Origin of the sequence: Actinomadura spongiicola, assembly GCF_003432485.1 — a bacterium.
Classification (GTDB): domain Bacteria; phylum Actinomycetota; class Actinomycetes; order Streptosporangiales; family Streptosporangiaceae; genus Spirillospora; species Spirillospora spongiicola.
This window is the reverse complement of the sequence record NZ_QVNQ01000011.1, coordinates 153792-176191: the sequence shown is the minus strand read 5'-3', so window position 1 is coordinate 176191 and position 22400 is coordinate 153792. Positions and strand designations below refer to the sequence as shown.

Below are 22400 nucleotides of genomic sequence, written 5' to 3'. Positions count from 1 at the left end.
GGGTACTCGCTGGTAATCCACCCTATGCCCCCGGCCGCGGGAGGCCCGGTCAGCGGAAGTCGGCGGCGTGGTCGACGGCCCAGGAGGCGAAGGTACGCGCCGGACGGCCGGTGACGCGCTCGACCTCGGGGGACGGTTCCGGCGGATGCTCGACCGACTCGGCCCGCAGCTTGAGCAGGGCGTCCACCACGCCCGGCCGCATGTGGGGGTGGGCGAGCATCTCCGTCCGCGCCTCCTCCGGGGTGATCTCCTCGAAGCGCGCCGGGCGGCCGGTCGCCTCGCCGATGAGCCGGACCATCTCCGGCGCGGTGATCGACTCGGGGCCGCTGAGCACGGGCCGTGTGCCGACGAGTTCGTCGGTGAGCAGGGCACGGGCGACCACGGAGGCGATGTCGCGCTCGTGGATCGGCGTGCTGCGCGCGGCGGCGTACGGTCCGCGCACGGCGGCACCGGCGCGGATCGTCTGTTGCCAGGCCAAGGCGTTGGACGCGAACTCGCCGGGGCGCGCGAACGTCCACTCCATCCCGGACTCCTCGATCGCGCGCTCGATCGCCCGATGGTGAGCGGCGATCTCGTTGGACGGATCGGGGTCGAGGGCGGCCGACGTCGACAGCATGACGACGCGGCGGACGCGGTGGTCGACCGCGCGAACCAGCAGGTCGTCCACGCCGCCCCAGAACACGGCCGGGTTGAGGAAGATCGCGGTGACGCCGGTCAACGGCAATGTGTCGGTGTGAGCCACCTCCACGCCGCCCGGCAACCGCGCCGTGGCGGGATCGCGGGTCAGGGCGCGGACCTTCGCGCCCGCGCGGAGCAGTTCGTCCACGACGGGACGGCCGACATTTCCGGTGGCTCCGGTAACAAGAATCATGAGCCTCATCTTCAACCGTCTGGTTGAACATGTCAAACAGTCGGATGGATGAGCTGGTCAGGCACCCGGCTAGCATGTGGCGGGTGACGGACACCACGCGCCGACCCCGGCGATCCCCGGCCCCGGACGAGCGCAAACTGGACGCCGAGCGGTCGCGGCGGCTGCTGCTGGACGCCGCGCTGGAGGAGTTCGCCGCCCGCGGCTTCGCGGGCGCCCGCGTCCAGGACATCGCCGACCGGGCGGGCCTCAACAAACAGCTGATCAACTACTATTTCGGCGGCAAGGAGGGCCTGTACCGGGCGCTGAGCCGCCGCTGGCTGGAGCGAGAGGTCGAGTTCAACGACCCGGCCGTGCCGCTCGACGAGATCGTCGTCCGGTATCTCGACCATGTGCTGGACGACCCGCGCGGGACGCGGCTGAACGCGTGGCGCGGCCTCACCGAGGACCTCGACGACATCCCCGGAGACCACGAAGACCTGTCCGACCTGGAACGTCGCCAGGCCGCCGGAGAACTCGCCGACGACCTGGACCCGGCCGCGGTCATGCTGGCGATGACGGCGATGGTCTCGGCGCCCGTGACCATGCCGCTCGCCGTGCGCCGCGTCTTCGGGCTGGACCCGGACTCACCCGAGTTCCGTGAACGCTACGCCGAGCAACTCCGCCGCATCACCCGGCACCTGTCGGCCTGAACGGCCGTATCAGTCGTTCCACCACTGGAACAGCGTGTGACCGAACTGGATCGGCAGCTCGTCCAGGCCCAACACGTCGGTGATGTTGAAGACCAGGTCGAAGAAGGCCTCGTTGATCGGGTCGAGCCAGAGCAGCGCGACCAGGACGAGGAAGGCGTAGCCGCTGTAGGCCTGGGCCTGGTCCACCAACCGGCGCGGCAGATACGGCTCGATGATGCCGAAGCCGTCCAGCCCCGGGATCGGCAGCAGGTTCAGGACCGCGGCCGTGACCTGTAGGAACGCGAGGAACGCCACGCCCAGCCAGAAAATGCCGTGATCCTGGTGCGCGAAGTTCTTGTAGAAGACCGCGAGCATCACCGCGAACGCCGCGTTGGACAGCGGTCCCGCCGCCGAGATCAAACTGTGCCGCAGCTTCCCCTGGATCAGATGCCGGTCGATCCACACCGCGCCGCCCGGCAGGCCGATCCCGCCGAGCAGGATGAACACCACCGGGATCACGAAGCTGAGGAGCGTGTCGGAGTACTTCAGGGGGTTCAGCGTGAGATACCCCTTTTGGACGACACCGCGATCGCCCGACCGGAACGCCATGTAGGCGTGCCCGAACTCGTGCAGACACAGCGACAGCACCCACGCGGACAGGACGAACCCGAACAGCGCGAGCCGCGCCGACCTGGACGGATCGTTCCCGTACCGCCACGCGATCAGCCCGCACAGGACGGTCGCCGCCACGATCGCGAGGAACACCGGGCTCGGCCGCACCGCCGCGGCCCCTCGCGTCCCGTGCGCAGTTCCCCTCATTGCTCCCGGCCCCTCTCGCCACACCGCCGTTCCCCGGGCGTCCCGTCTAAGTCGACCGTCGTCGCGTCGGTGGGGGCCGGGGGCATAGGTGAACATTACCGGGCGTGCGGCGCCGTCCCGTCCCTAGTCGAGGGTGTACTCCAGCGCCCAGGAGTGGCCACCGTCCTCGCCGACGGTGATCTGACCGACCCCGCGGATGCCCGCCAGCTCGCCGGTGCCGGACGTGGGGACGATCAACCATCGCAGCCACTGCGTGTCGGGCGTGCCGTCCTCGCTGCCCGCGCTGTGCTGGAGGACGAACGTGCCCTCGCGCCCATGCAGGATCCCCTGGAGATGCTCGACGCCCACATAGGCGACGGGCCCGGCGGCGGTCTCCACGGTGATCAGTTCGGTGCTGCTCGTCCCGACCAGGTCGCCGTGAAAGGTCTTGCCGACGTGGATCCGGGTCAGCTTGGTGCCGCCCTGCTCCTCGTACGGCTTCTCCGCGTCCCAGGCGTCGATGTCGAAGGTGCCGCTGGCTTGAAACGTCATGCCCGTAATGATGCCGCCTCACCGGCGCCCCGCGTGCGGCCTCAGAAGAGGGTGCCCTCATGTTCGATGCTCACGGTGCTTCGGCGACACGAACCAGCACGTAGACGCCCTCGTGGTTCGGGAAGTAGGGGCGGCCCTTCGCGTCGGTCAGCTTCCAGTCGACGCGACACGACCCGGGGAGGTCGGGCGCCGTGAACGTGACGGAGATCAGCGCGAACTTCCCGGGCGCGGTGTCCGGCACTCGAACCTGAGGAACCGAGGCGCATAACCCGGGGCCCTCGGCGGGTCCCTGCCGGGTGAGGAAACGACCTCGCCAGGGAACCGATCCACTGTTCTGGATCTTCCATGTCTTCTTGAAGACCTGGTTCGCGGTCACCGTCGTTCCATCGGGGATGGTGACGTCCCCGTCCGGCGGGAACGCCGTCCCATCGCCTGGAATGAGAGTTCCGGGGCTTCCCGCCGTTGGGGGTGTTATCGGCGTGAACGGAGGGCTCGGAAGGCTCCGGGAGGTGGGTCGGGGGGCGTCGTCAGTGTCGAGCATCGCGGCGAGACCGCCGGCGAACATCAGCATGGCGAGCGTGCCGACGGCGAACTGAACGGCGCATCCGACTCGTCGCCGTGGCGCGGGCGGTGTTCCGTCGCCGCCGCGGATCGCGGAGAGTTCCTCGCCGACCGCTTCGGCGTTTCTCGGACGGTCGTGGGGAGACTTGGCGAGCAACCGCGTCACCAGGTCGTCGAGCGCCGGGGGAATGCCGGAACGGAGCGAGCCGGGGCTTCGCGGTGAGCTCTCCCTGTGTTGGACGCCGAGAACGCCGGGGGCCTGGTCGGGAGCGAACGGAGGACGGCCCGTGAGCAAGGCGTACAGGACGCAGCCGAACGAGTAGAGGTCGGCTCGCTCATCGACCGGCTGCGCCGACCATTGTTCGGGAGCCATGTACGCCGGGGTGCCGACCACGTGCCCTTCGCTGGTGAGCCCCGAGGTGGCCTGGGCGAATCGCGCGATCCCGAAATCGAGGATCTTCACCCGTTCGTCGGGGAGCAGCATCAGATTGGCGGGCTTGATATCACGATGGACGATGTCGCTTGCATGGGCGGCGGCCAGAGCCTGCGCGATCTGTATCGCCATGGACAACGCCTGATCGACGGGTAATCCGTTCGGGGCGTCATCGAGTACCTTTTTCAGGTCTCGGCCTTCGAGATATTCCATCACGACGAACATTTGTCCATCGAACTCGCCGATATCGTGAATGGCGGCGATTCCGGGATGCTTGCCCGCGGCCGCGGCCTGGATCTCGGCTTCGTGCTTGAGCCGGGCGATCGCCTGGTGGTTCGGTCGCATCCGCGACAGCAGGATCTTGATGGCGACCTGGCGGTGCAGACGCAGGTCCTTCGCGCGCCAGACCTCGCCTACGCCGCCCCGCCCGATCCGATCTTCCAGCTGGTATCGACCATTGATCTTCACCCCAGGGCCCATGATCGCCTCCCCCCGCGCCGCCGCCGTCCCCGCCACTTCGTAGGACTCTTGAGGGCGTTGGGCGGTTCACGGTGTGCAAAAGTTCACTGTGGCGAACATTCCCGAAGAAGGCTCACGTTCAGCGGCCTTCTCGAAATCCGGGAAATGGTTCGGGGGTAATGACCAGGAAACCGCTTCCGATCGGTCCGATCTCTTGATCGAAAAGGCCGTCAGAAGAGGGTGCCCTCGTGTTCGATGCCGCGGAGGGCGTCGTAGTCGAGGGTGACGCAGTCGATGCCGCGGTCGGCGGCGAGGACGCGGGCCTGCGGTCTGATCTCCTGGGCGGCGAAGACGCCTCGGACGGGGGCGAGGTGCGGGTCCCGGTTGAGGAGTTCCAGGTAGCGGGTGAGTTGTTCCACGCCGTCGATCTCGCCACGGCGTTTGATCTCGATGGCGACGGTGGCGCTGTCGGCGTCCCGGCAGAGGATGTCCACGGGGCCGATCGCGGTCGGGAACTCGCGGCGGATCAGCGTCCAGCCGTCCCCGAGGGTGGTGATGTGCTCGGCGAGCAGCTCCTGGAGGTGCGCCTCCACACCGTCCTTCTGCAGGCCCGGGTCGAGGCCGAGTTCGTGGCGGGTGTCGTGCAGGATCTCCTCGATGGTGAGGATCAGCCGCTCGCCCGACTTGCCGTGGGTGACCGTCCAGCGGGCGACGGCGCCGTTCTCCTCATGGGGCTCCTCGCGCAGCGAACAGGGCGGGTTCATCCAGTTGAGGGGCTTGTAGGCGCGGTCGTCGGCGTGGATGCTGACGCTTCCGTCCGCCTTGATCAGGATCAGGCGGGGTGCCATCGGCAGGTGGGCGGTGAGCTTGCCGGCGTAGTCGACGCTGCAGCGGGCGATAACGAGACGCACGCCGACCAACCCTAGTGGGGGGCGTCGGCTAAGACGTGCGGATGCGGGATCTAAGGCGTCCTGCCGATGTGGGGGAGGTGGCCTTAGGACGAGTCTCTTAACTGCCGGGTCGTGCCGTTCGGCCCGGGAGACGGGGAGGCGTCTTGTACCACCACGACATCATGCGGTCGGTCATACGGGAGCGGGAGCGAGAGATGCGGGCCGAGGCGGACGCGATCCGGGCCGGGCGGTTGGCGCGGCGGGCCCGCGACTACTGGGCCGAGCGGGCCGAGCGGGTCGCCAGGCCGATCAAGCGGCGGACGTCCCGGCAGGGGGCCGCGCCCGCGCGCTGACCGCGTCCCGGCGCGCGGGGGCCGCCGGGGAGCCTCGCGTAGCGGAATGAAAATCTTTGTCAAGCCTGGAATTCGGCGGGGACCCTGATCTAGCGTCGAGAGCGGATCCGACGACTGCGAAAGGACCCCCGCATGTCTCTTGACGTGACCCCGGAACTCCTGGAGAGGGCGCAGCAGGGCGAGGTCGACGACGCGGCGTTCGTCGAGTGCATCAAGACGTCCCTGCCCTACGCCTGGGAAATGATCAGCGGTCTGGTGGCGCGGCTCCAGGTCGACGGCGGCGACTTCGCCGACAACGTGGAACCGCCGCCCGACGAGCAGGCCCGCGGCCAGCTGCTGAGGGTGCTCGCCAGCGATTCCATGCGCGGGACGCTGGAGCGCTACTTCGGCGTCAAGCTGGCGTTCCAGAACTGCCATCGCGTCGCCGTGTTCCCGAGCGGCGACTCCGGCGCCTACCGGACGTTCGTGACGCCCCGCGAACAGATCCTCAACCAGTCGCCCGAACTGCGCGACTGCTGAACCCGGCGCGGCGCGCCTCAACTCTCGGCGGCGCGCCGCGCCTCAGCTCGTGGCGGCGCGGACCTTCGGCAGGACGTCCGCGCCCAGCCGCGCGATGTTCTCCAGCGTGGCCGAACGGGACCCGGCGGCCTCCACCAGCATGATCAGATGCCGGATGCCGGTCCGTTCGACGGTGGTGACGAGCGACTCGACGCAGTCGTCCGGCGAACCGACGGGGTGCAGATCGCACATGCGTCGCGTGTAGCCGACCGGGTCGGGGGACGGCCGCGGACGATCGTCGACGGCGACGTACCCCTCCAACCCGGGGCCGAGCCAGCGCGGCATCCCGGTCATGAGGGTCGCGACGGCCTGCTCCCGGGTGTCGGCGACCTGTGCGACATGGGTGGAGATGTGGGGGGCGGAGTGTATGCCGTGGCGGGCGACGGCGGCGGCCTTCTCGTCCGGGCCGACATGCATCCCCAGCAACATCGGCAGCCCCCGCGCGGCGGCCAGCGCCTCCGTGGCCGGGGACGTGCACGCGACGGCCACCGGCGGCGGGACGGCGGCACGCGGCACCACCGGAACCTCACGGAACCGGAACCGTTCCCCCGACCACCCGACCCGGTCGGAACGCAGCCACGCCAGAAGAAGGTCGAGGGACTCGGCGAAACCGTGCTCGTAGCGGTCGAGGCCGGTGCCGAAGACCTCAAGGTCGCGCCACGGTCCGCCGCGTCCGACCCCCAGCCGGAAACGGCCGCCTGAGAGCAGGGACAGCATCGCCGCCTGTTCGGCGAGCGCCACCGGATGCTGGGTGGACAGCACGCTGACCGCCGTCCCCACCTCGATCCGGCCGGTGACGGCCAGCAGATGCCCGGCCAGGACCGTCGCCGACGGGACGACCCCGTACGACATGAAGTGGTGTTCGGCGAGCCACACGTCGTCGAACCCGGCCCGTTCGGCGGCGACGGCCGCCTCGACGGTGCGGGTCAAAGCGGAGGCGTCGTCCTGGTCGGGGAATCGGGCGGCGAGAAGGAAGACTCCGAGGCGCACATCCCCGTCGTACCCGGCATCGTGCGGCCGTGCGCGCTCTGCGAGACTGCCGTTCATGACTGGTCGTTCGTTCAGCAAAGTCGGGGTCGTCGGACTGGGCACCATGGGCGCCGGCATCGCCGAGGTGCTGGCGCGCGGTGGCCTCGCCGTCGTCGGTGTCGAGGTGGACGAGGAGGCGCTGGAACGCGGGCGCGGGCACCTGAGACGCTCGACCGGACGGGCCGTCGAACGCGGCAGGCTCACCGAGGAGGAACAGCGCGCCATCCTCGACCGGATCGCGTTCTCCGTCGACTTCACCGACCTGTCCGCCTGCGACCTCGTCGTCGAGGCCGTCCCGGAGCGGCTCGACCTGAAACGCGCGGTGTTCGCCGAGCTCGACCGGGTGTGCGGCGACGACGCCGTCCTCGCCACGAACACGTCCTCGTTGTCGGTCACCGGCATCGCGGCCGGGACGAGCCGTCCCGCCAAGGTCGTCGGGGTGCACTTCTTCAACCCCGCGCCCGTGATGAGACTGGTCGAGGTGATCGGGACCGTCCTCACCGAGCCGGACGCCGTGTGCCGCGTCGCCGAACTCCTGAAGGGCCTCGGCAAGACGCCGGTCGCGGTCGGGGACCGCGCCGGGTTCGTCGCGAACCGGCTGCTCTTCGGCTACCTGAACCAGGCCGTCGCGCTGCTGGACTCCGGGCACGCGACCCGCGACGACATCGACACCGCGATGAGGGTCGGCGCGGGCCTGCCGATGGGCCCGTTCACCCTCATGGACCTGATCGGCCTCGACACCTGCCTCGGGGTGCTGGACGCCATCTACGCCGAGACCCGCGACCGCCGCCACGCCGCCTCGCCGCTGCTCCGCGAGCTCGTCACCGCCGGGCTGCTCGGCCGCAAGACCGGGCGCGGCTTCTTCGCCTACGACGGTTCTCCGGCCACCGAGGCGGAACCCGCGGACGGTCCGCCGCCGATCGTCGGTGTCGTCGGCGTCGGCCCGCTCGCCGACGCGGTCGCCGCGCTGTGCGACCGGGCGGGCAGCCCCGTCCGCGACTCCGCCGCCGGGCTCGCCGACTGCGACCTGGTCATCGAGGCCGCCGAGGACGCCGAGGCCGGACGGGCGCTGCTGTCCGCCGCCGTCCAGGCGGTCAAACCGGGCGCGGTCCTCGCCGTCACGTCCGTGGACGGGTCGGTGGTCCGGCAGGCGATGGCGACCGGACGTCCCGCCGACGTCGTCGGGCTGCACCTGCCCGACCCGGCCGGACCGCTCGCCGAGATCGCCGCCACCGTCGCGACGGCCCCGGACATCGCCGACCGGGCCGTGGACGTGATCCGGCGCCTCGGTCTCACCGTCGTCCGCTGCCGTGACCGGGCCGGGTTCATCGTGGACGCGCTGCGCCTCCCGTATCTGAACGACGCCGCCGCCATGCTCGGCGCCGGATACGCCGGCGCCGACGCGATCGACGACGCGATGACGCTCGGCTGCGGCTACCCGATCGGCCCGATCGCCGAACTCGACCGGCTCGGCGTGGACCGCGCGGTCGAGGTGCTGCGCGCCCTGCACGCCGAGACCCGCGACCCCGCGCTCGCCCCCACGCCGCTGCTCGTGGAACACGTCACAGCCGGTGTCCCGCTGCGCTGAATATCCTCGAAGCATGAGCCCCCGCAAGAACCGTCGCGCCGTCTCCGGCCGTGCCGCCGGGAACGGCGGCGGGCCGTGGGTTCAGGAGACCGAGGAGGGGCCGGACGGGGAATGGATCGTCCGGGCGGTGTCCGGGGCCGGGGCGGTGAAGGCGTACCGGTGCCCCGGATGCGACCAGGAGATCCCGCCGGGCGTCGGGCATGTCGTCGCCTGGCGGGCCGACGACCGGGACGGCGAGGACCGGCGGCACTGGCACCGCCCCTGCTGGCAGGCACGGACCCGGCGCGCGCCGCGCGTCCGGCGCTCACGCGACGCACCGCGTTACTGAAGGAGATCACATGGCGGAGATCAGGGCGTCCTCGGTGCTGCCGGCGCGGCGTGACGACATCACGCTGCACACCTCCGACGGCCTGGAACTGGTCGGCGAGCTGGCGTCGCCGCTCGAACGGCCGCCGGTGGCGACACTGGTCTGCCTGCATCCGCTGCCCACGGCCGAGGGCATGATGGACAGCCACGTGCTGCGCAAGGCGTCCTACCGGCTGCCCGCGCTCGCCGACATCGCCGTGCTGCGGTTCAACACGCGCGGGACGACCTCGGCGCGCGGCACGAGCCAGGGCGAGTTCGGCGAGGGGGAGACCGAGCGGTTCGACGTCGCGGCGGCGCTGGAGTACACCGAGTACCACGACCTGCCGCGGCCGTGGCTGCTCGGCTGGTCGTTCGGCACCGAGCTGGCCCTCCGGTGGGGACGTGACCCGCTGGTCGAGGGAGCGATCCTGCTGTCGCCGCCGCTGAAACGGGCGGGCGACGCCGACCTGGACGCCTGGGGCGCCGACGGACGGCCCCTCGTGGCGCTCGTCCCGGAGTTCGACGACTTCCTGCGCCCGGCGGAGGCCCGGGAACGGTTCAAGCGCGTCCCGCAGGCCGAGGTGATCGCGGTCGACAACGCCAAGCATCTGTGGGTCGGGGAGCCGTATGTGCGGATCGTCCTGAACGAGATCGTGAAGCGGGTCGCCCCGAACGCCGCCCCCCTCCCCACCGAATGGGATGAAACGGGCGGATAGCAACGGGGAGCTTCGAGACGGCCGGTCACGGCCACTCCCGTCGGTCCCGACCCGAGAGCGGGTAGACGAAGGGCGAGCCGCCGCGCCACCGGCGGCCCTTCGGTGACACCCTCCGGGAGGACCGCCTATGACCGTGCAGCTGTACGCCAGGGATGTCGGTTCCGGCACGCCGCTCGTTCTGCTGCACGCGTTCCCGCTGTCCTCGGCGATGTGGCTGGCCCAACGGGAGGGCCTGGCCCCGCGCTTCCGCGTCGTCACCCCCGACCTGCGCGGCTTCGGCGGTTCCGTGCTCGGCGACGACGACCCCTCGATCGACGCGATGGCCGACGACGTCGCCCGACTGTTCCGGCGCCTCGGTCTCGGACGGGCCGTCGTGGGCGGCCTGTCCATGGGCGGCTACGTGGCGATGGCGCTGTGCAGGCGCCACCCCGACCTCGTCCTCGGGCTCGTGCTGGCCGCCACCCGCGCCGCCGCCGACAGCGCGACCGTCCGGGAGAACCGGTTACGGCAGGCGAGCCGCCTCGACGGCGACGGCGGCACGCAGGTCCTCGTGGAGGAGGTGCTGCCGAACCTCGTCGGGCCGACCACCTACCGGCAGCGCGCCCTCGTCTACGGGCGCGTCCGCGGTCTCGTCCAGGCGACGCCGCCGCACGCCGCCGCGTGGGCGCAGCGGGCCATGGCGGACCGACCGGAGTCCTTCGACACGCTCCGCGGCCTCGGCGTGCCCGCGCTCGTCATGATCGGGGACGAGGACGCCCTGGCCACCGAGGAGGAGGCCCGCGCCATGTCCGAGGCGATACCGAACGCGGAACTGCTCGTCATCCCGCGCGCCGGGCACCTGTGCGCCGTCGAACAACCCGACCTGTTCAACCAGGCCATCGCCGAGTTCGCCGCCGCGCTGGCCCGCACCAGCCGCTGAGACGCGTCCCGCGGAGCGTACCGGCCGCCGGACGCTACATCGTCTCCTGGCGGGGCATGACGACCTCGCGGATCAGCAGGGAGATCGCCGCGGCCGTCGGGATCGCGAGCAGCGCGCCGACCACGCCGAGCAGCGTCCCGCCGACCAGCGCCGCCACGATCGTCACCGCGGGCTGGACGTCGACGGTCCGCTTCATGACGCGCGGATAGACGACGTAGTTCTCCACCTGCTGGTAGATCAGGTAGAAGACCGCACAGATGATCAGATCGGTGAGGTTCCCGGTCAGGAACGCGAGCAGGCAGACGATCACCGCGCCGATGGTGGCGCCGATCAGCGGGATCAGGTCGGTCACCGCGACGATCAGCGCGAGCGCCAGCGCGTACTTCACCCCGACGATCGACAGGAAGATGTAGGACGTCGTGCCCGCGATGAACGCGATCGTGAACTGCCCGGCGACATAGCCGCCGATCCGGTCGAGGATCTCGTCGCCGAGCAGCGCGACCCTGGCCCGCCGGGACCGCGGCGCCAACTGGTAGAAGAACGTCTTGATCTGCGGCAGCGAGCTCATGAAGTACAGCGTCAGGATCAGGATGGTGATCGTCTGGAAGACGCCGTTGACCGCGACCCTGCCGATTCCGGTGGCGATGTCGGTGAGGCTGTCCTGGAAACCGTCGCTGTTGACGGTCTTCTCGGCGCGTTTCAGCAGCCCGTACCGCTTGTCCCAGTCGGCGAGCGTCTTGTTGTCCTGCAACTGCCCGACGAACTCCGGGATCTTCGTGCGCAGCTCGGTGACCTGCTCGGACACCGGCTGGACGAGTGAGGCGACGAACCCGGCGAAGAACAGGATCACGCCCAGGAACACCGTCGCGACCGCCGCGCCGCGCGGCAGCCCGAACCTGCGGAGCCGCTCCACCGCCGGGTTCAGCCCGACCGCGAGGAACATCGCGACGACGATCATCACGATCACGGACTTGGCGTTGGTGGCGGCCTGCACCAGCATCCACGCGGTGATGACGCCGAGCGCGGCGGTGAAACCGAACACGAACGGGTGGGCGCGGCCGAGCGGCTCGCCGGGCCGTCCGAACGGGAAGCGGTGGTCGACACCCGCCTCGCGCCTGCGCTGCTCGACGTCGTGCGCCGGGTCGGGCGCCTCCGGCTCGGGCGCCATCCGCTCCCGCACCACGCGTTCGCGGACCACCCGCTCGCCCGCCGGGACCTCCGCCGGGAGGTTGACGGGGGTGCCGGTGGCGGGGTCGCGTTCACCGACGGGCTCGTCGGCCTTCTCGGGGATCAGCGCCCCGCTGTCCGCGACGGCCTCCTCGTCCGGCTCATCGGGCCGGGCGGGCTCTGCGGGCCGGTCCGGCTCCGTCCGGCCCCCGGGATCGGTGCTGGCGTCGGTTCCGGCGTCCGTGTCGGCCTCGGTGGCGGCCTCGGCGTTCGTGGCCTCGCTGTCCGGGGTCTCGGGGTCGGCGGGGGTGTCGGTGTCGTCGGCGGGTGGGGCGGGAGCGGGCACCCTGCCGTCGTTCGCCGGGCGTGCGTCACCGGCTCGCGCCTGCGCGCCTTTCTCGTTGGCGGTCTCGTCGGGCACGCCGCTCTCCTCTTCCGTCCAGCCGCAGTCGCTCCCCCGGCCCGGGGGCCGGACCCCTGATCAAGCCACTACGTGGTGAGACGTAGGAAAGCCTAGAGGCGTTCGCGACCTCTAGGCTTCCCTGTTGCTCGTCGACCGTGTCACACGGCCGGCGGGATCACTCCTGCCACCAGTCCTCGTCGTCCTCCTCGGACTTCTTGGCCTGGCTCTGCTTGGCGGGCGCCGCCTTGCCCGCGGGCTGGGCGGCGGGCTGCTGCTTCGGCTGGGCCTGCTGCGGCGGGGCCGGCTTGGGGTCGGCCGCGGGGATGGCGGCCTTCTCCGGGGGCGGGGCCAGCTCGGCGTCGCCGCCGAGGTTCGGCGCGACGCCGCCGATGAGCTGGCGCAGCTGGTTGAGGTGGCTGGTGATGCTGTCGCGCTGGCGGGTGAGCTCGTCGACCTGCCGCTGCGCCGCCGTCCGGACGCGGTCGGCCTCGGCCTTGGTCTCGGCGAGCAGCTGCTCGGCCTGCGACTTGGCCTCGGCGATGACGTTGTCGGAGTTCTTGCGGGCGTTGGCCATGAGCTGCTTGGCGTGCGAGTCGGCCTCGCGCCGGGTCTGCTCGGCCTGCTGGGTCGCCTTCGCGGCCCGCTGCTCGGCGGACGCGGCGCGCTGCTCGGCCTCGGCGACGAGCTTCTGCGTGGCGGCCTGGGCGGCGGAGTGCCGTTCGGCGTCCTGCCGGTCGGCCTCCTCGCGGCGGGCGGCCAGCTGGATCTCGAACTCGGCCTCCGCCTGGGCGCGCTGGGCCTCGCTCTCCTCCAGGATGCGCTGGGCCTGGGCCCGCATCTCGTCGGCCTGCCGCTTGGCGGTCGTGAGGATCTCGTCGCGCTCCCGCTTGGTGGACGCCCGGAGCTGGGCGACCTCCCGCTCGGTGGTGGTGCGCAGCTTGGCGATCTCGCGTTCGGCACCGGCGCGCTTCTCGGCCACCTCGTGGTCGGCGGTGGCGCGCAGCTTGGCGACCTCCCGCTCGGTCGTGGAGGTCAGCTCGTCGGCCTCCCGCCGGGCGGAGGTGCGCACGTCGTCGGCCTCGCGCTCGGCCGCGTTGCGCATCTCGTCGCACTCGCGCTGCGCGTTGGCGCGCAGCTCGGCGGCGTCATTCTCGGCGTTGGCGCGCTGCTCGGCGGCGTCGACCTTGGCCGCCGCCTTGATCTCGTTCGCCTCGGACCGCGCGGCCTGCACGAGCTCGGTGGCCTGCTCCTCGGCGAGGCGGAGCAGCTGCTCGATGCGGGCGCCGAGACCGGAGTAGGTGGGACGCTCCTGTTCCTGGAGCTGACGATGCGCGTCCGACAACTCCCGCTGCAGCGCCTGTGTCTGCTCGCGGGTCTGCCGTACCTCGTTGTCGAGCGATTTGATGTGCTCGTCGACCTGGTGCCGGTCGTAGCCGCGAAGCACCACGTCGAACTCGCGTGGGGGCGTGTCCTCAAAGAAATTGCTGAGCTGGGCGTCGATGTCGGACTGCATGTGGCTCAATCCTGATGTGACGGGGCTACCAGTGGTTCCGGGGACCGGTTGATCGCCTGGCACGACGGCATGACGGGCTCCATGAACGGGCTCAGTGCCCCAGACCTCTTCCGGCAGATGAAGCCTACTCCCGACACTGCCGTGTTGGGGGTTCATCTTGACACGCTGCGTGGTTTGTCAGCGTTTGTGATCGCGCCCACCAGGCGGATGACGGCCCGTGGATGGGCTGTGCAAATGCACCAAATGTGTCCGAACAGTCACAGAGCAGCGGTCCGGGCCGCCCGGTTCGACTCCGTGTATCGAACGCGTCACGATCCGGCCGTACCGGCGCCGGAGCCCCGCCCCCGGGGGCCCGGAGAAGATCATGTCGTTCCCCGGCGCTTCTGCACGAGTTCGGTCAGGACGCCGTGACAGTCCTTCGGGTGCAAAAAGTTGATCAAAGAGCCCATGGATCCGCCGCGCGGCGCGTCGTAGAGCACGCGCACACCCTTGTCCGCGATTCCGGCCGCCTCCTCGACGACGTCCCCGTCCGTTCCGAACGCGATGTGGTGCACGCCCTCACCGTTTTTCGCCAGCCACTTCGCGACCGCCGAGTCCTCCCGAATCGGCTCGATCAGCTGCAAATAGCTCGCCGCCCCGTCCCCGGTGTCGTTGATCTTCAGCATGCACTCCCGGACGCCCTGCTCCTCGTTCACCTCGAAATGTGCATTCGTGAAGCCATAGGTCGACGTGTAGAACTCGACGGTCGCGTCGAGATCGTGACAGGCGATGCCGATGTGGTCGATACGCGTCAACATGGGTCTTCTCCCTACTCGGGCCTACAGAGGGGGCCGGACGGAACCGAACGATGTTCTCCTGGGTATGGTGACAAACGTCGCCGCCCTTCGCTCTGGAGGCCCCACATGATCTCCACGTCCGTGATCGTCGCCGGTGCGCGAACCCCGATCGGCCGCCTGATGGGCGCGCTGAAGGACTTCTCCGCGGTCGACCTCGGCGCGCATGTCGTCAGGGCGGCGCTGGAGCGGGCCGGGGTGTCCGGCGACCAGGTGCAGTACGTGATCCTGGGGCAGGTGCTCCAGGCGGGCGCGGGGCAGATCCCGTCCCGGCAGGCGGCGGTCAAGGCGGGCATCCCGATGTCCGTTCCGTCCCTCACCATCAACAAGGTGTGCCTGTCCGGGCTGGACGCGATCGCGCTCGCCGACCAGCTGATCCGCGCGGGCGAGTTCGACATCGTCGTGGCCGGCGGCATGGAGTCCATGACCCAGGCCCCGCACCTGCTGCCGAAGTCGCGCGGCGGCTACAAGTACGGTTCCGTCGAGCTTCTCGACCACATGGCCCACGACGCCCTCACCGACGCCTACGAAGGCATCTCGATGGGCGAGTCGACCGAGCGCCACAACGCCAAGCTGAACATCTCCCGCGAGGAGCAGGACGAGTTCTCCGCCCGTTCGCACCAGCGCGCCGCCGCCGCCACCAAGAACGGCGTGTTCGACGACGAGATCGCCCCCGTCGAGATCCCGCAGCGGCGCGGTGAGCCGGTCGTGTTCGCCGCCGACGAGGGCGTGCGCGCCGACACCACCGTCGAGTCCCTCGCCCGGCTCCGGCCCGCCTTCGGCGCGGACGGGACGATCACCGCCGGTTCGTCCTCGCAGATCTCCGACGGCGCCGCCGCCGTCGTCGTGATGTCGAAGGCGAAGGCCGAGGAGCTCGGGCTTCCCTGGCTCGCCGAGATCGGCCCGCACGGCAACGTCGCGGGCCCGGACACCTCCCTCCAGTCCCAGCCGTCCAACGCGATCACGCACGCCCTCGGCAAGGCCGGTCTGAGCGTCGACGACCTCGACCTCATCGAGATCAACGAGGCGTTCGCGTCCGTGGGCGTCCAGTCGATGCGCGACCTCGGCGTCGGCCCCGAGAAGGTCAACGTCAACGGCGGCGCCATCGCGCTCGGCCACCCGGTCGGCATGTCCGGCGCCCGCATCGTCCTGCATCTGGCCCACGAGCTGAAGCGCCGCGGCGGCGGCACCGGCGCCGCGGGCCTGTGCGGCGGCGGCGGCCAGGGCGACGCCCTCATCCTCCGGGTGCCCCCCTCCTGACCCGAGCCGCCCTGCGATGAACCGCCCGGCGCTGAGCCGGTCGGTCATCGAGAGCCGACGTTGACGGTCACGGTCGTGAAGCCGAGGGCCTTGAGCATGTTCTCCAGCATCGTCTTGGTGTTGGCGTCGGCGCGTTCCTTGAGGCCGCTCTGCGCGGCGGCCGTCTGGATCTTCTGCGACGCCAGAACGTACATCTGCTGCTGATTGTTGGGGTTGTCGCCGAAGAAGTCGCCGAAGCGGTCGAAGAGGCCGCGTTCGGTGGCGTAGACGTAGCTGTTCTTCGTGTCCAGGTTGGTCTTTTCCAGTTGGGCGTGCGGCAGCGTGAGGGTCGCGGCCGTCCGGTCGGCGTTCACCTTCACGGCGCCGGAGCCCAGCCTGGAGAAGTCGACATAGGCGTCCACGGAGCCGTTCCCGACGAAGAGGGTGCGCTTGCCGCGCAGCGCGCTCGGCAGGAATTTGGCGTCCTTCTCCAGGTCGACGATGACCTGGAAGTTGCCGCTGGCCGCCTCGTAGCGGTGCAGGTCGCGGATCGACTTCAGCAGGACGGGCCCGCTGCGGTCCTTGGTCTCCTCGGCGAACGGGTTGAGCCAGCCGGGGAGGCCGCGCAGGACCTGCTGCGCCACGAGCACGGCCGCGATGGTCGCGACGACGAGCAGCACGGGGACGAGCAGCCCGCGCCGGGGCCGCACGGGCTTCGGAGACGCGTCCTTGTCCATCTACCGGATCTTCCCGGAAGAACCGCTCCGTATCTGGCGGGACGGTTAGGTCGGTGTGAGCGAAGCCATAGCGCGGCCCGAAACCCGGGCGCGAGCAGGCGCGTTCCATCGGGCGTGGACATGGTGCGTGTTTTTCGTTACGTCTCCCTCGCCGAGGCGATCTCCTTCCTGGTGCTGCTGTTGGTCGCGATGCCGCTGAAGTACGGCGCGGACGCGCACGCGGGAGTCCAGGTGATGGGACCGACGCATGGAGTCCTGTTCATGGCCTACATCGGGCTCGTGTTCGTCGTCCGCTCGCGACTCGGATGGGACCTCAGGCGGACGGTCCTCGCCCTGGGGGCGGGCGTGCTGCCGGTCGCGCCGTTCTTCGTGGAGCGCTACTGGGCCAAGCGTCCCGTGTCGGCCTCCGCGTCGTAGAGACGCGGGTGCTCGAACGGCTGGAAGTTCACGGGACCCAGCGTGCAGTCGCGGTAGTCGGCGAAGTGGACGCGTAGCCAGGAGCGGCGCCGGGCCTCGCTCCACGACGCGAAGCGGCGCGCGGTCCGCGCGTCGGGGACGCTCGGCGGATCGTCGCCGAGGAGCCAGGCGTCGACCAGCTCCCGATACCGGTTCGGCGGATCGGTGCAGGTCCGGGCGTCCTTGAGCGTCTCGCTGATCTGCCGGACCGCCCGCGCGGCGTACCCGGGGGCCAGGGTCTCGTCGAGGTGGACGGTGGCGACGCCGTCCGCGACCGTGAGAGGAGCCCACGCCGGACGCTGCTCCACCGTCGTGAAAGCGCCGGGCGTCCCGTTCAGCCGCGCGGCGAGCGGGGTGGCGGCCGCGATCAGTCTGGGCAGCGCGTCACGAAGCGCGGGGTGGACGCAGACGGTCAGCGGCCAGTCGCGGCACACCGGTTCGGCCGACACGGGGGTGACCGTCCCGTCGGAACGGTGGAGGCCGAGCGTGGCGGCGCCGGTCGCGCCGAGGGCCACGACGAGCGGCAGGACGATCAGGAGCCGCCGCGTCGCCCACATCACGTAGCCGAGGATCAGCGCGGTCGTCAGCCCGGCCGCCCAGGTGAGCTGGTCGACGAGGATCTCGGGACGCAGCGTGGTGAACAGGGCGATGTGGTCGAACGCCGCCGGCGGGAGCAGGCTCCACCACGACACGCCGGGGACGCGTGCCGCCGCCCACACCGCCGCCACGGTGAGGACCAGGGCGGCCGTGGCGCGGTGCGGGACGAGACGTCCCGTCAGGTAGCCGACGACGACGTGCAGGACGAGGGAGCCCGCGCCCGCGACCACGCCCAGCGGGTGCGGATGCCCGGCCTCCGACTGGGCGAGGGTGGCGGCGACGACCACGACCGTCACCGCCGCGTAGGAGACCAGCGCGGCGGCGGACAGCAGCAGCAGGTCGAACAGGACGCCCGTGGCGGGCGAGCGCGCCGTGAGGTCGCGCAGATAGTCGAGCGGACGTTCCCGTACCGCCGTCCACGCGGCGAGGGCCGCGGCGACGGGACCGAGGAACCGGACGGCGTTGAGCAGCGCGACGACGGTGTTGTCCCAGTACGCGACCGGGCACAGCGACATCGCGGCGGCCGCCGTTCCGACCACGGTGAGGACCGGCACCGCGACCAGCAGTGCCGTGCGACGGGCGTCCAGCCGGAGCACCCGTCCGAGGTCAGACACCGGAGGCGCTCCGGGCGGGCGGCCGCCGGGGCCGTAGCCTCGCGATCTGCGGCAGCGTCATCTCCGGCAACGTCAGCCGCGCCGGTCGGCGGCGACCGGTGTTCCGCGACGTCGACGCGCCCCGCGGGGCCACCGCCTGGGGCGTCACCGCCTGCGGGGCCGCCGCCTGCGGGGTCATGGCCTGCGGGGCCATGACGCCGGTGTCGCGTCGCCGCGCGGCGCCGGCGCCGCGACGGTCGGCGGCGGTCCGGCCGCGGCGGGCGGCGGCCGAGTGCGTGGGCTGCTCGCTCAGCCGGCCGCGGGCGAGCGTGAAGAGGCGGTCGCACCAGCCGCTGAGCGTTCCCGTGGCGTCGGCGGTGACGACGACCGCCGGGGCGAGGGAGCGCAGGACCGGGATCAGCTCCGCCATGGCGGCGGTGAGCGCGTGGTGGCCGGGACCCGCGGCGCCGGTCGGCCACGGCTCGGCGGCGGCGCACAGCTCGCCGAACGGGTCGTCCAGCAGGACGACGTCGGGTTCGTGGACGCAGGCGGCGGCGAGCCCGGCGCGGAGGCGGACGTCGGGCGGCAGCAGCGCCAGCTCGGTGCCCGCGGCCTCGACGAGGTCGAGCCGCCGCACCATGGACCGCGCGGCGGACGCGCTCGTCCGCTTGTAGTAGGCCGCGTACTCGACGAACTCGCGGGCCGTCATGTGCTCGGCCCGCGCGAACCGCGCGGGCAGGTATCCGATGACGGCCCGTGCGGCGCGCAGGCCCGCGGCGGTCGTGATGTCGTGCCCGAGAATGTGCAGCGCACCGGCATTCGGCCTGCGCAAGGTCGCGAACGTGGCCAGCAGAGTGGATTTCCCGGCACCAGGTGGACCGGCCAGGCCGACCACGCCTTCGGGCACGCCGAAGGTCACCGGGCGCAGGAGCCACCGCCCCCCGCGGCGGACACCCATTCCTCGGGCCACGATCACGGAATGATCCGCGATCACAAGTTTCCCCCCGTTACTCGTCATGCGGTCGCGGCGGCCGGTCGGCGCGTCCCGTGAAACGGGTGCGCCGGTGGCCTGGTCCCCCAACACTGCCACGTGGCGCCCGTCGGACCGGGCCTCCGCCGTTCGGCGGGCCCGGCGTGCCGGTCGCTTTTGCCGTGCCGCGATGCATCGACACGGTGACTATAACCGGGCTTGGTGATGGCTGTCAGCAATCTTTTTGCCTTTACGGCAGCGCGTCTGGATTTTTTGCCTGCCCCACCGAAATCCCAGAATTCTGAATAATACGGACAAATGGTGAATTGGACGTCGGGGGCGGTGGGCCGGACGGTCGCGCCGGCCCGTCCGGTCCGCTGGGAGCGTACGGGCGCACGGCCACCGCCGGTCATGGGGCAGGATGGACCCATGCCTTCTCGGGACTTTTCGTTGCACGGGGCCATCGATTTGGGGGCGCGCCAGGCGGCCGCCCGGAAGCAGCAGGAGCGCCGGGCCCAGGGCGGAGGCACGCCCGCGGGCACGGGCGCGGGCGGGGCCGCCGCCGAATACGTCGTGGACGTCACCGACCAGACCTTCAACGCCGAGGTCGTGGAACGATCGCAATCCGTTCCCGTCCTGGTGGACTTCTGGGCCGAGTGGTGCGGCCCGTGCAAGCAACTCTCGCCGATCCTGGAGAAGCTCGCCGCCGAGGCGGCCGGCAAGTGGATCCTGGCCAAGGTCGACATCGACGCCAACCCGCAGCTCGGCGCGTACATGCAGCAGATGGGCGTGCGCGGCATCCCGTTCGTGGCGGCGGTCGTCGCCGGGCAGCTGCTTCCGTTCCTGAACGGGGCGGCGCCCGAGGCGCAGGTGCGGCAGGCCATCGACCAGCTCTTCGAGGCGCTGGTCAAGGAGGGCCTTCTGCTGGAGGCCCCCGAACCCGGGGAGCCCGGGGACACGCCCGCCGTCGACCCGGTGCGGCAACAGGCCGAGGACGCCCTGCAGCGCGGCGACCTGGACGGCGCCAAGGCCGCGTTCGAGCAGATGCTCGCGAGCGACCCGCGTGACGCCGGGGCCAAGCAGGGGCTCGCGGCGGTCGAGCTGAGCCGGCGGGTGCGGGACCTGGACCCCGAACGCGTGCTCCGGGAGGCCGCGGAGAAGCCGGGCGATGTGCAGACGCAGATCAGCGCGGCCGACGTGGAGATCGCGGCCGGACGCCTGGAGCAGGCGTTCGAGCGGCTGCTGTCGGCGGTGCGGAGCAGCGCGGGCGACGACCGCGACGCGGCGCGCAGGCACCTGCTGTCGCTGTTCGACCTCCTGCCGCCGGACGACCCGCGCGTCACCAAGGCCCGCCGGTCACTCCAGTCGGCCCTGTTCTGACATCCGACCCGCGGTCGGCCGCGGCCGTCGCCGACTCGCCGTCCCGCCTGGCCGGAGCGCCGCCGTCGCGGCGCCGCCGGGCGGGACGACCTGGGGCGATCGGGACACCGGACGGCGAGGTTGAGCGTATGCTCGATGCCAATGACCGCGCCCGTCCCGCCCAGGTGAAGCGCGTCCACGGGGCCGAACCCGCCGATCCGCGGCTCCGCCGCCCTGTGATCGGCGCGACGAGGCAGTCCACGTCCGCGCCCGGCGAGCCCATCGCCGTCGCGGCGCGGACGTTCCGAGCCGCCGAATGGGACCGGGCCGCGGCTCTCGTCTGAGCAGAGGGGACAGTTGTCGTGGCGAGCGTGCCGAGCGTGTCGTACTCCATCACCGTCCGGCTGGAGGTGCCGGCGGGCGGCCGGGCCGTCAGCCAGATCACCCATGTCGTGGAGAACGCCGGCGGGATCGTCACGGCCCTCGACGTCAACACCGCCGGGCACGAGACGCTGCGCATCGACGTCACGATCGCGACCCGCGACACCGAACACGCCGAGGCGATCGCGACGGCGCTGGAGCGGATCGACGCGGTCAAGATCCACAAGGTCAGCGACCGGACGTTCCTGATGCATCTCGGCGGCAAGATCGAGATGCAGTCGAAGGTGCCGCTGCGCAACCGCGACGAGCTGTCGATGGCGTACACGCCCGGCGTCGCCCGCGTCTCCCTCGCCATCGCCCGCAACCCCGAGGACGTCCGCCGCCTGACGATCAAACGCAACAGCGTCGCGGTCGTCACGGACGGGTCGGCGGTGCTCGGGCTCGGCAACATCGGCCCGGAGGCCGCGCTGCCCGTCATGGAGGGCAAGGCGGCGCTGTTCAAGCGGTTCGCCGGCATCGACGCCTGGCCGATCTGCCTCGACACGCAGGACACGGACGAGATCGTCCGGACCGTCCAGATCCTCGCGCCCGCGTTCGGCGGCATCAACCTGGAGGACATCTCCGCGCCCCGCTGCTTCGAGGTCGAGGCCCGGCTGCGCGAGCTGCTCGACATCCCCGTCTTCCACGACGACCAGCACGGCACCGCGATCTGCGTCCTGGCCGCGCTGACGAACGCGCTCCGCGTCGTCGGCAAGGACATCGGCTCCGTCCGCATCACGATGGCGGGCGCGGGCGCGGCGGGCACCGCCATCCTCAAGCTGCTGATGCACGCGGGCGCCCGCGACCTGGTCGTGTGCGACTACCGCGGCGCCGTCCACGCCGGCCGCGACGACCTGGACGAGTCGCTCGGCTGGATCGCGTCCCGCACCAACGCGGCCGGCTATGCGGGCGACCTGCGCGGCGCCGTGAAGGACGCCGACGTGTTCATCGGCGTGTCCGCCCCCGGCATCCTGACCGGCGACGACGTCGCCACGATGAAGGACGACGCGATCGTGTTCGCGCTCGCCAACCCCGAGCCGGAGGTGTCCCCGGACGAGGCGCGCGAGCACGCCGCCGTCGTCGCCACCGGCCGCAGCGACTACCCCAACCAGATCAACAACGTGCTGGCGTTCCCCGGCGTGTTCCGCGGGCTGCTGGACGCGCAGGCGGACGGCGTCACCCTGGACATGCTGGCCGCCGCCGCGAAGGCCCTCGCCGAGGTCGTCACGCCGGACGAGCTGGGCCCGAACTACATCGTGCCGAGCGTCTTCCACCCGGAGGTCAGCACCCGGGTGGCGGGCGCGGTACGCGAGGCTGTCGTCGCTTTGACCCCGGGTCAGGGGCACTCGCCTGGCGGCTCGCACCCCTGACCC

At 71.2% G+C, this 22400-nt stretch carries 24 protein-coding genes; 12 read left to right on the top strand and 12 right to left on the bottom strand.

The window, feature by feature from the left end:
• Window positions 1-49: 49 nt before the first annotated feature.
• Window positions 50-871: an SDR family oxidoreductase gene (locus D0T12_RS29810; RefSeq protein WP_199487777.1), complete on the bottom strand. Its 822-nt coding sequence runs from the start codon at window positions 869-871 to the stop codon at window positions 50-52.
• A gap of 83 nt (window positions 872-954) precedes the next feature.
• On the opposite strand from D0T12_RS29810, the gene D0T12_RS29805 reads away from it, so the two are divergent.
• Entirely contained in the window at window positions 955-1560 is a 606-nt protein-coding gene (locus D0T12_RS29805; RefSeq protein WP_233526359.1) for a TetR family transcriptional regulator, read from the top strand.
• 9 nt (window positions 1561-1569) lie between these two features.
• Here the strand turns inward: D0T12_RS29805 and D0T12_RS29800 are convergent, their stop codons facing one another.
• The 4 genes from D0T12_RS29800 to nucS form a co-directional block, all read right to left on the bottom strand.
• Window positions 1570-2358: a site-2 protease family protein gene (locus tag D0T12_RS29800; RefSeq protein WP_117403769.1), complete on the bottom strand. Its 789-nt coding sequence runs from the start codon at window positions 2356-2358 to the stop codon at window positions 1570-1572.
• Between the two features lie 123 nt (window positions 2359-2481).
• Complete coding sequence (locus D0T12_RS29795; RefSeq protein WP_233526358.1) at window positions 2482-2889, bottom strand: DUF3224 domain-containing protein; 408 nt, start codon at window positions 2887-2889, stop codon at window positions 2482-2484.
• 70 nt (window positions 2890-2959) lie between these two features.
• The gene (locus D0T12_RS29790) at window positions 2960-4363 is read right to left on the bottom strand and encodes a protein kinase domain-containing protein (protein ID WP_147339685.1); all 1404 of its coding nucleotides are present in this window, start codon (window positions 4361-4363) and stop codon (window positions 2960-2962) included.
• A 209-nt stretch (window positions 4364-4572) separates the two neighbouring features.
• Window positions 4573-5253 carry an endonuclease NucS gene (nucS, locus tag D0T12_RS29785; RefSeq protein ID WP_117403941.1) on the bottom strand — a complete coding sequence of 227 codons (681 nt, stop codon included), beginning with the start codon at window positions 5251-5253 and terminating at the stop codon, window positions 4573-4575.
• A gap of 161 nt (window positions 5254-5414) precedes the next feature.
• Here nucS and D0T12_RS35635 point away from each other — a divergent pair, with 161 nt between their 5' ends.
• Entirely contained in the window at window positions 5415-5585 is a 171-nt protein-coding gene (locus tag D0T12_RS35635) for a hypothetical protein (RefSeq protein WP_158581678.1), read from the top strand.
• A gap of 132 nt (window positions 5586-5717) precedes the next feature.
• Window positions 5718-6104, top strand: a complete 387-nt coding sequence (locus D0T12_RS29775) for an SCO5389 family protein (RefSeq protein WP_117403762.1) — start codon at window positions 5718-5720, stop codon at window positions 6102-6104.
• A 42-nt stretch (window positions 6105-6146) separates the two neighbouring features.
• Here D0T12_RS29775 and D0T12_RS29770 read toward each other — a convergent pair whose 3' ends face one another.
• Window positions 6147-7133, bottom strand: coding sequence for an LLM class flavin-dependent oxidoreductase (locus tag D0T12_RS29770; RefSeq protein ID WP_117403939.1), 987 nt, complete (start codon window positions 7131-7133; stop codon window positions 6147-6149).
• Between the two features lie 55 nt (window positions 7134-7188).
• On the opposite strand from D0T12_RS29770, the gene D0T12_RS29765 reads away from it, so the two are divergent.
• The 4 genes from D0T12_RS29765 (at window position 7189) to D0T12_RS29750 (ending at window position 10740) form a co-directional block, all read left to right on the top strand.
• On the top strand, window positions 7189-8760 hold the full coding sequence (locus tag D0T12_RS29765; RefSeq protein ID WP_117403760.1) for a 3-hydroxyacyl-CoA dehydrogenase family protein: 1572 nt from the start codon (window positions 7189-7191) through the stop codon (window positions 8758-8760).
• A gap of 13 nt (window positions 8761-8773) precedes the next feature.
• Window positions 8774-9088 carry an ATP/GTP-binding protein gene (locus D0T12_RS29760; protein WP_117403758.1) on the top strand — a complete coding sequence of 105 codons (315 nt, stop codon included), beginning with the start codon at window positions 8774-8776 and terminating at the stop codon, window positions 9086-9088.
• 10 nt (window positions 9089-9098) lie between these two features.
• Entirely contained in the window at window positions 9099-9821 is a 723-nt protein-coding gene (locus D0T12_RS29755) for an alpha/beta hydrolase (protein ID WP_117403756.1), read from the top strand.
• A 127-nt stretch (window positions 9822-9948) separates the two neighbouring features.
• A complete protein-coding gene (locus tag D0T12_RS29750; protein ID WP_117403754.1) occupies window positions 9949-10740 on the top strand; it encodes an alpha/beta fold hydrolase in 792 nt (263 codons plus the stop codon).
• A gap of 34 nt (window positions 10741-10774) precedes the next feature.
• Here the strand turns inward: D0T12_RS29750 and D0T12_RS29745 are convergent, their stop codons facing one another.
• The 3 genes from D0T12_RS29745 to mce all read right to left on the bottom strand — a co-directional run bounded on the left by D0T12_RS29745 (window position 10775) and on the right by mce (window position 14620).
• Window positions 10775-12328: an AI-2E family transporter gene (locus D0T12_RS29745; protein WP_117403752.1), complete on the bottom strand. Its 1554-nt coding sequence runs from the start codon at window positions 12326-12328 to the stop codon at window positions 10775-10777.
• A 157-nt stretch (window positions 12329-12485) separates the two neighbouring features.
• Window positions 12486-13823: a DivIVA domain-containing protein gene (locus D0T12_RS29740; protein WP_117403750.1), complete on the bottom strand. Its 1338-nt coding sequence runs from the start codon at window positions 13821-13823 to the stop codon at window positions 12486-12488.
• A 362-nt stretch (window positions 13824-14185) separates the two neighbouring features.
• Window positions 14186-14620 (bottom strand): methylmalonyl-CoA epimerase, encoded by a 435-nt coding sequence (gene mce / locus D0T12_RS29735; RefSeq protein WP_117403748.1) that lies wholly within the window; start codon window positions 14618-14620, stop codon window positions 14186-14188.
• Between the two features lie 108 nt (window positions 14621-14728).
• On the opposite strand from mce, the gene D0T12_RS29730 reads away from it, so the two are divergent.
• Window positions 14729-15916 (top strand): acetyl-CoA C-acetyltransferase, encoded by a 1188-nt coding sequence (locus tag D0T12_RS29730; protein WP_199487791.1) that lies wholly within the window; start codon window positions 14729-14731, stop codon window positions 15914-15916.
• Window positions 15917-15960: 44 nt separating this feature from the next.
• Here D0T12_RS29730 and D0T12_RS29725 read toward each other — a convergent pair whose 3' ends face one another.
• A complete protein-coding gene (locus tag D0T12_RS29725) occupies window positions 15961-16632 on the bottom strand; it encodes a DUF4230 domain-containing protein (protein WP_117403745.1) in 672 nt (223 codons plus the stop codon).
• Window positions 16633-16752: 120 nt separating this feature from the next.
• On the opposite strand from D0T12_RS29725, the gene D0T12_RS29720 reads away from it, so the two are divergent.
• Window positions 16753-17049, top strand: a complete 297-nt coding sequence (locus D0T12_RS29720; RefSeq protein ID WP_117403937.1) for a DUF3817 domain-containing protein — start codon at window positions 16753-16755, stop codon at window positions 17047-17049.
• Here D0T12_RS29720 and D0T12_RS29715 read toward each other — a convergent pair.
• Window positions 17010-18299 carry a hypothetical protein gene (locus tag D0T12_RS29715; protein WP_117403744.1) on the bottom strand — a complete coding sequence of 430 codons (1290 nt, stop codon included), beginning with the start codon at window positions 18297-18299 and terminating at the stop codon, window positions 17010-17012. The genes D0T12_RS29720 and D0T12_RS29715 overlap by 40 nt on opposite strands.
• Complete coding sequence (locus D0T12_RS29710; protein WP_233526357.1) at window positions 18292-19254, bottom strand: ATP-binding cassette domain-containing protein; 963 nt, start codon at window positions 19252-19254, stop codon at window positions 18292-18294. Before D0T12_RS29710 ends, D0T12_RS29715 begins: the two co-directional genes overlap by 8 nt.
• Before the next feature lie 423 nt (window positions 19255-19677).
• Here D0T12_RS29710 and D0T12_RS29705 point away from each other — a divergent pair, with 423 nt between their 5' ends.
• From D0T12_RS29705 to D0T12_RS29695, 3 genes are all read left to right on the top strand, one after another.
• Window positions 19678-20628 (top strand): tetratricopeptide repeat protein, encoded by a 951-nt coding sequence (locus D0T12_RS29705; RefSeq protein WP_117403742.1) that lies wholly within the window; start codon window positions 19678-19680, stop codon window positions 20626-20628.
• A gap of 128 nt (window positions 20629-20756) precedes the next feature.
• Window positions 20757-20951 (top strand): hypothetical protein, encoded by a 195-nt coding sequence (locus tag D0T12_RS29700; protein ID WP_117403741.1) that lies wholly within the window; start codon window positions 20757-20759, stop codon window positions 20949-20951.
• 18 nt (window positions 20952-20969) lie between these two features.
• A complete protein-coding gene (locus D0T12_RS29695) occupies window positions 20970-22397 on the top strand; it encodes an NAD-dependent malic enzyme (RefSeq protein ID WP_117403740.1) in 1428 nt (475 codons plus the stop codon).
• Window positions 22398-22400: the final 3 nt, after the last annotated feature.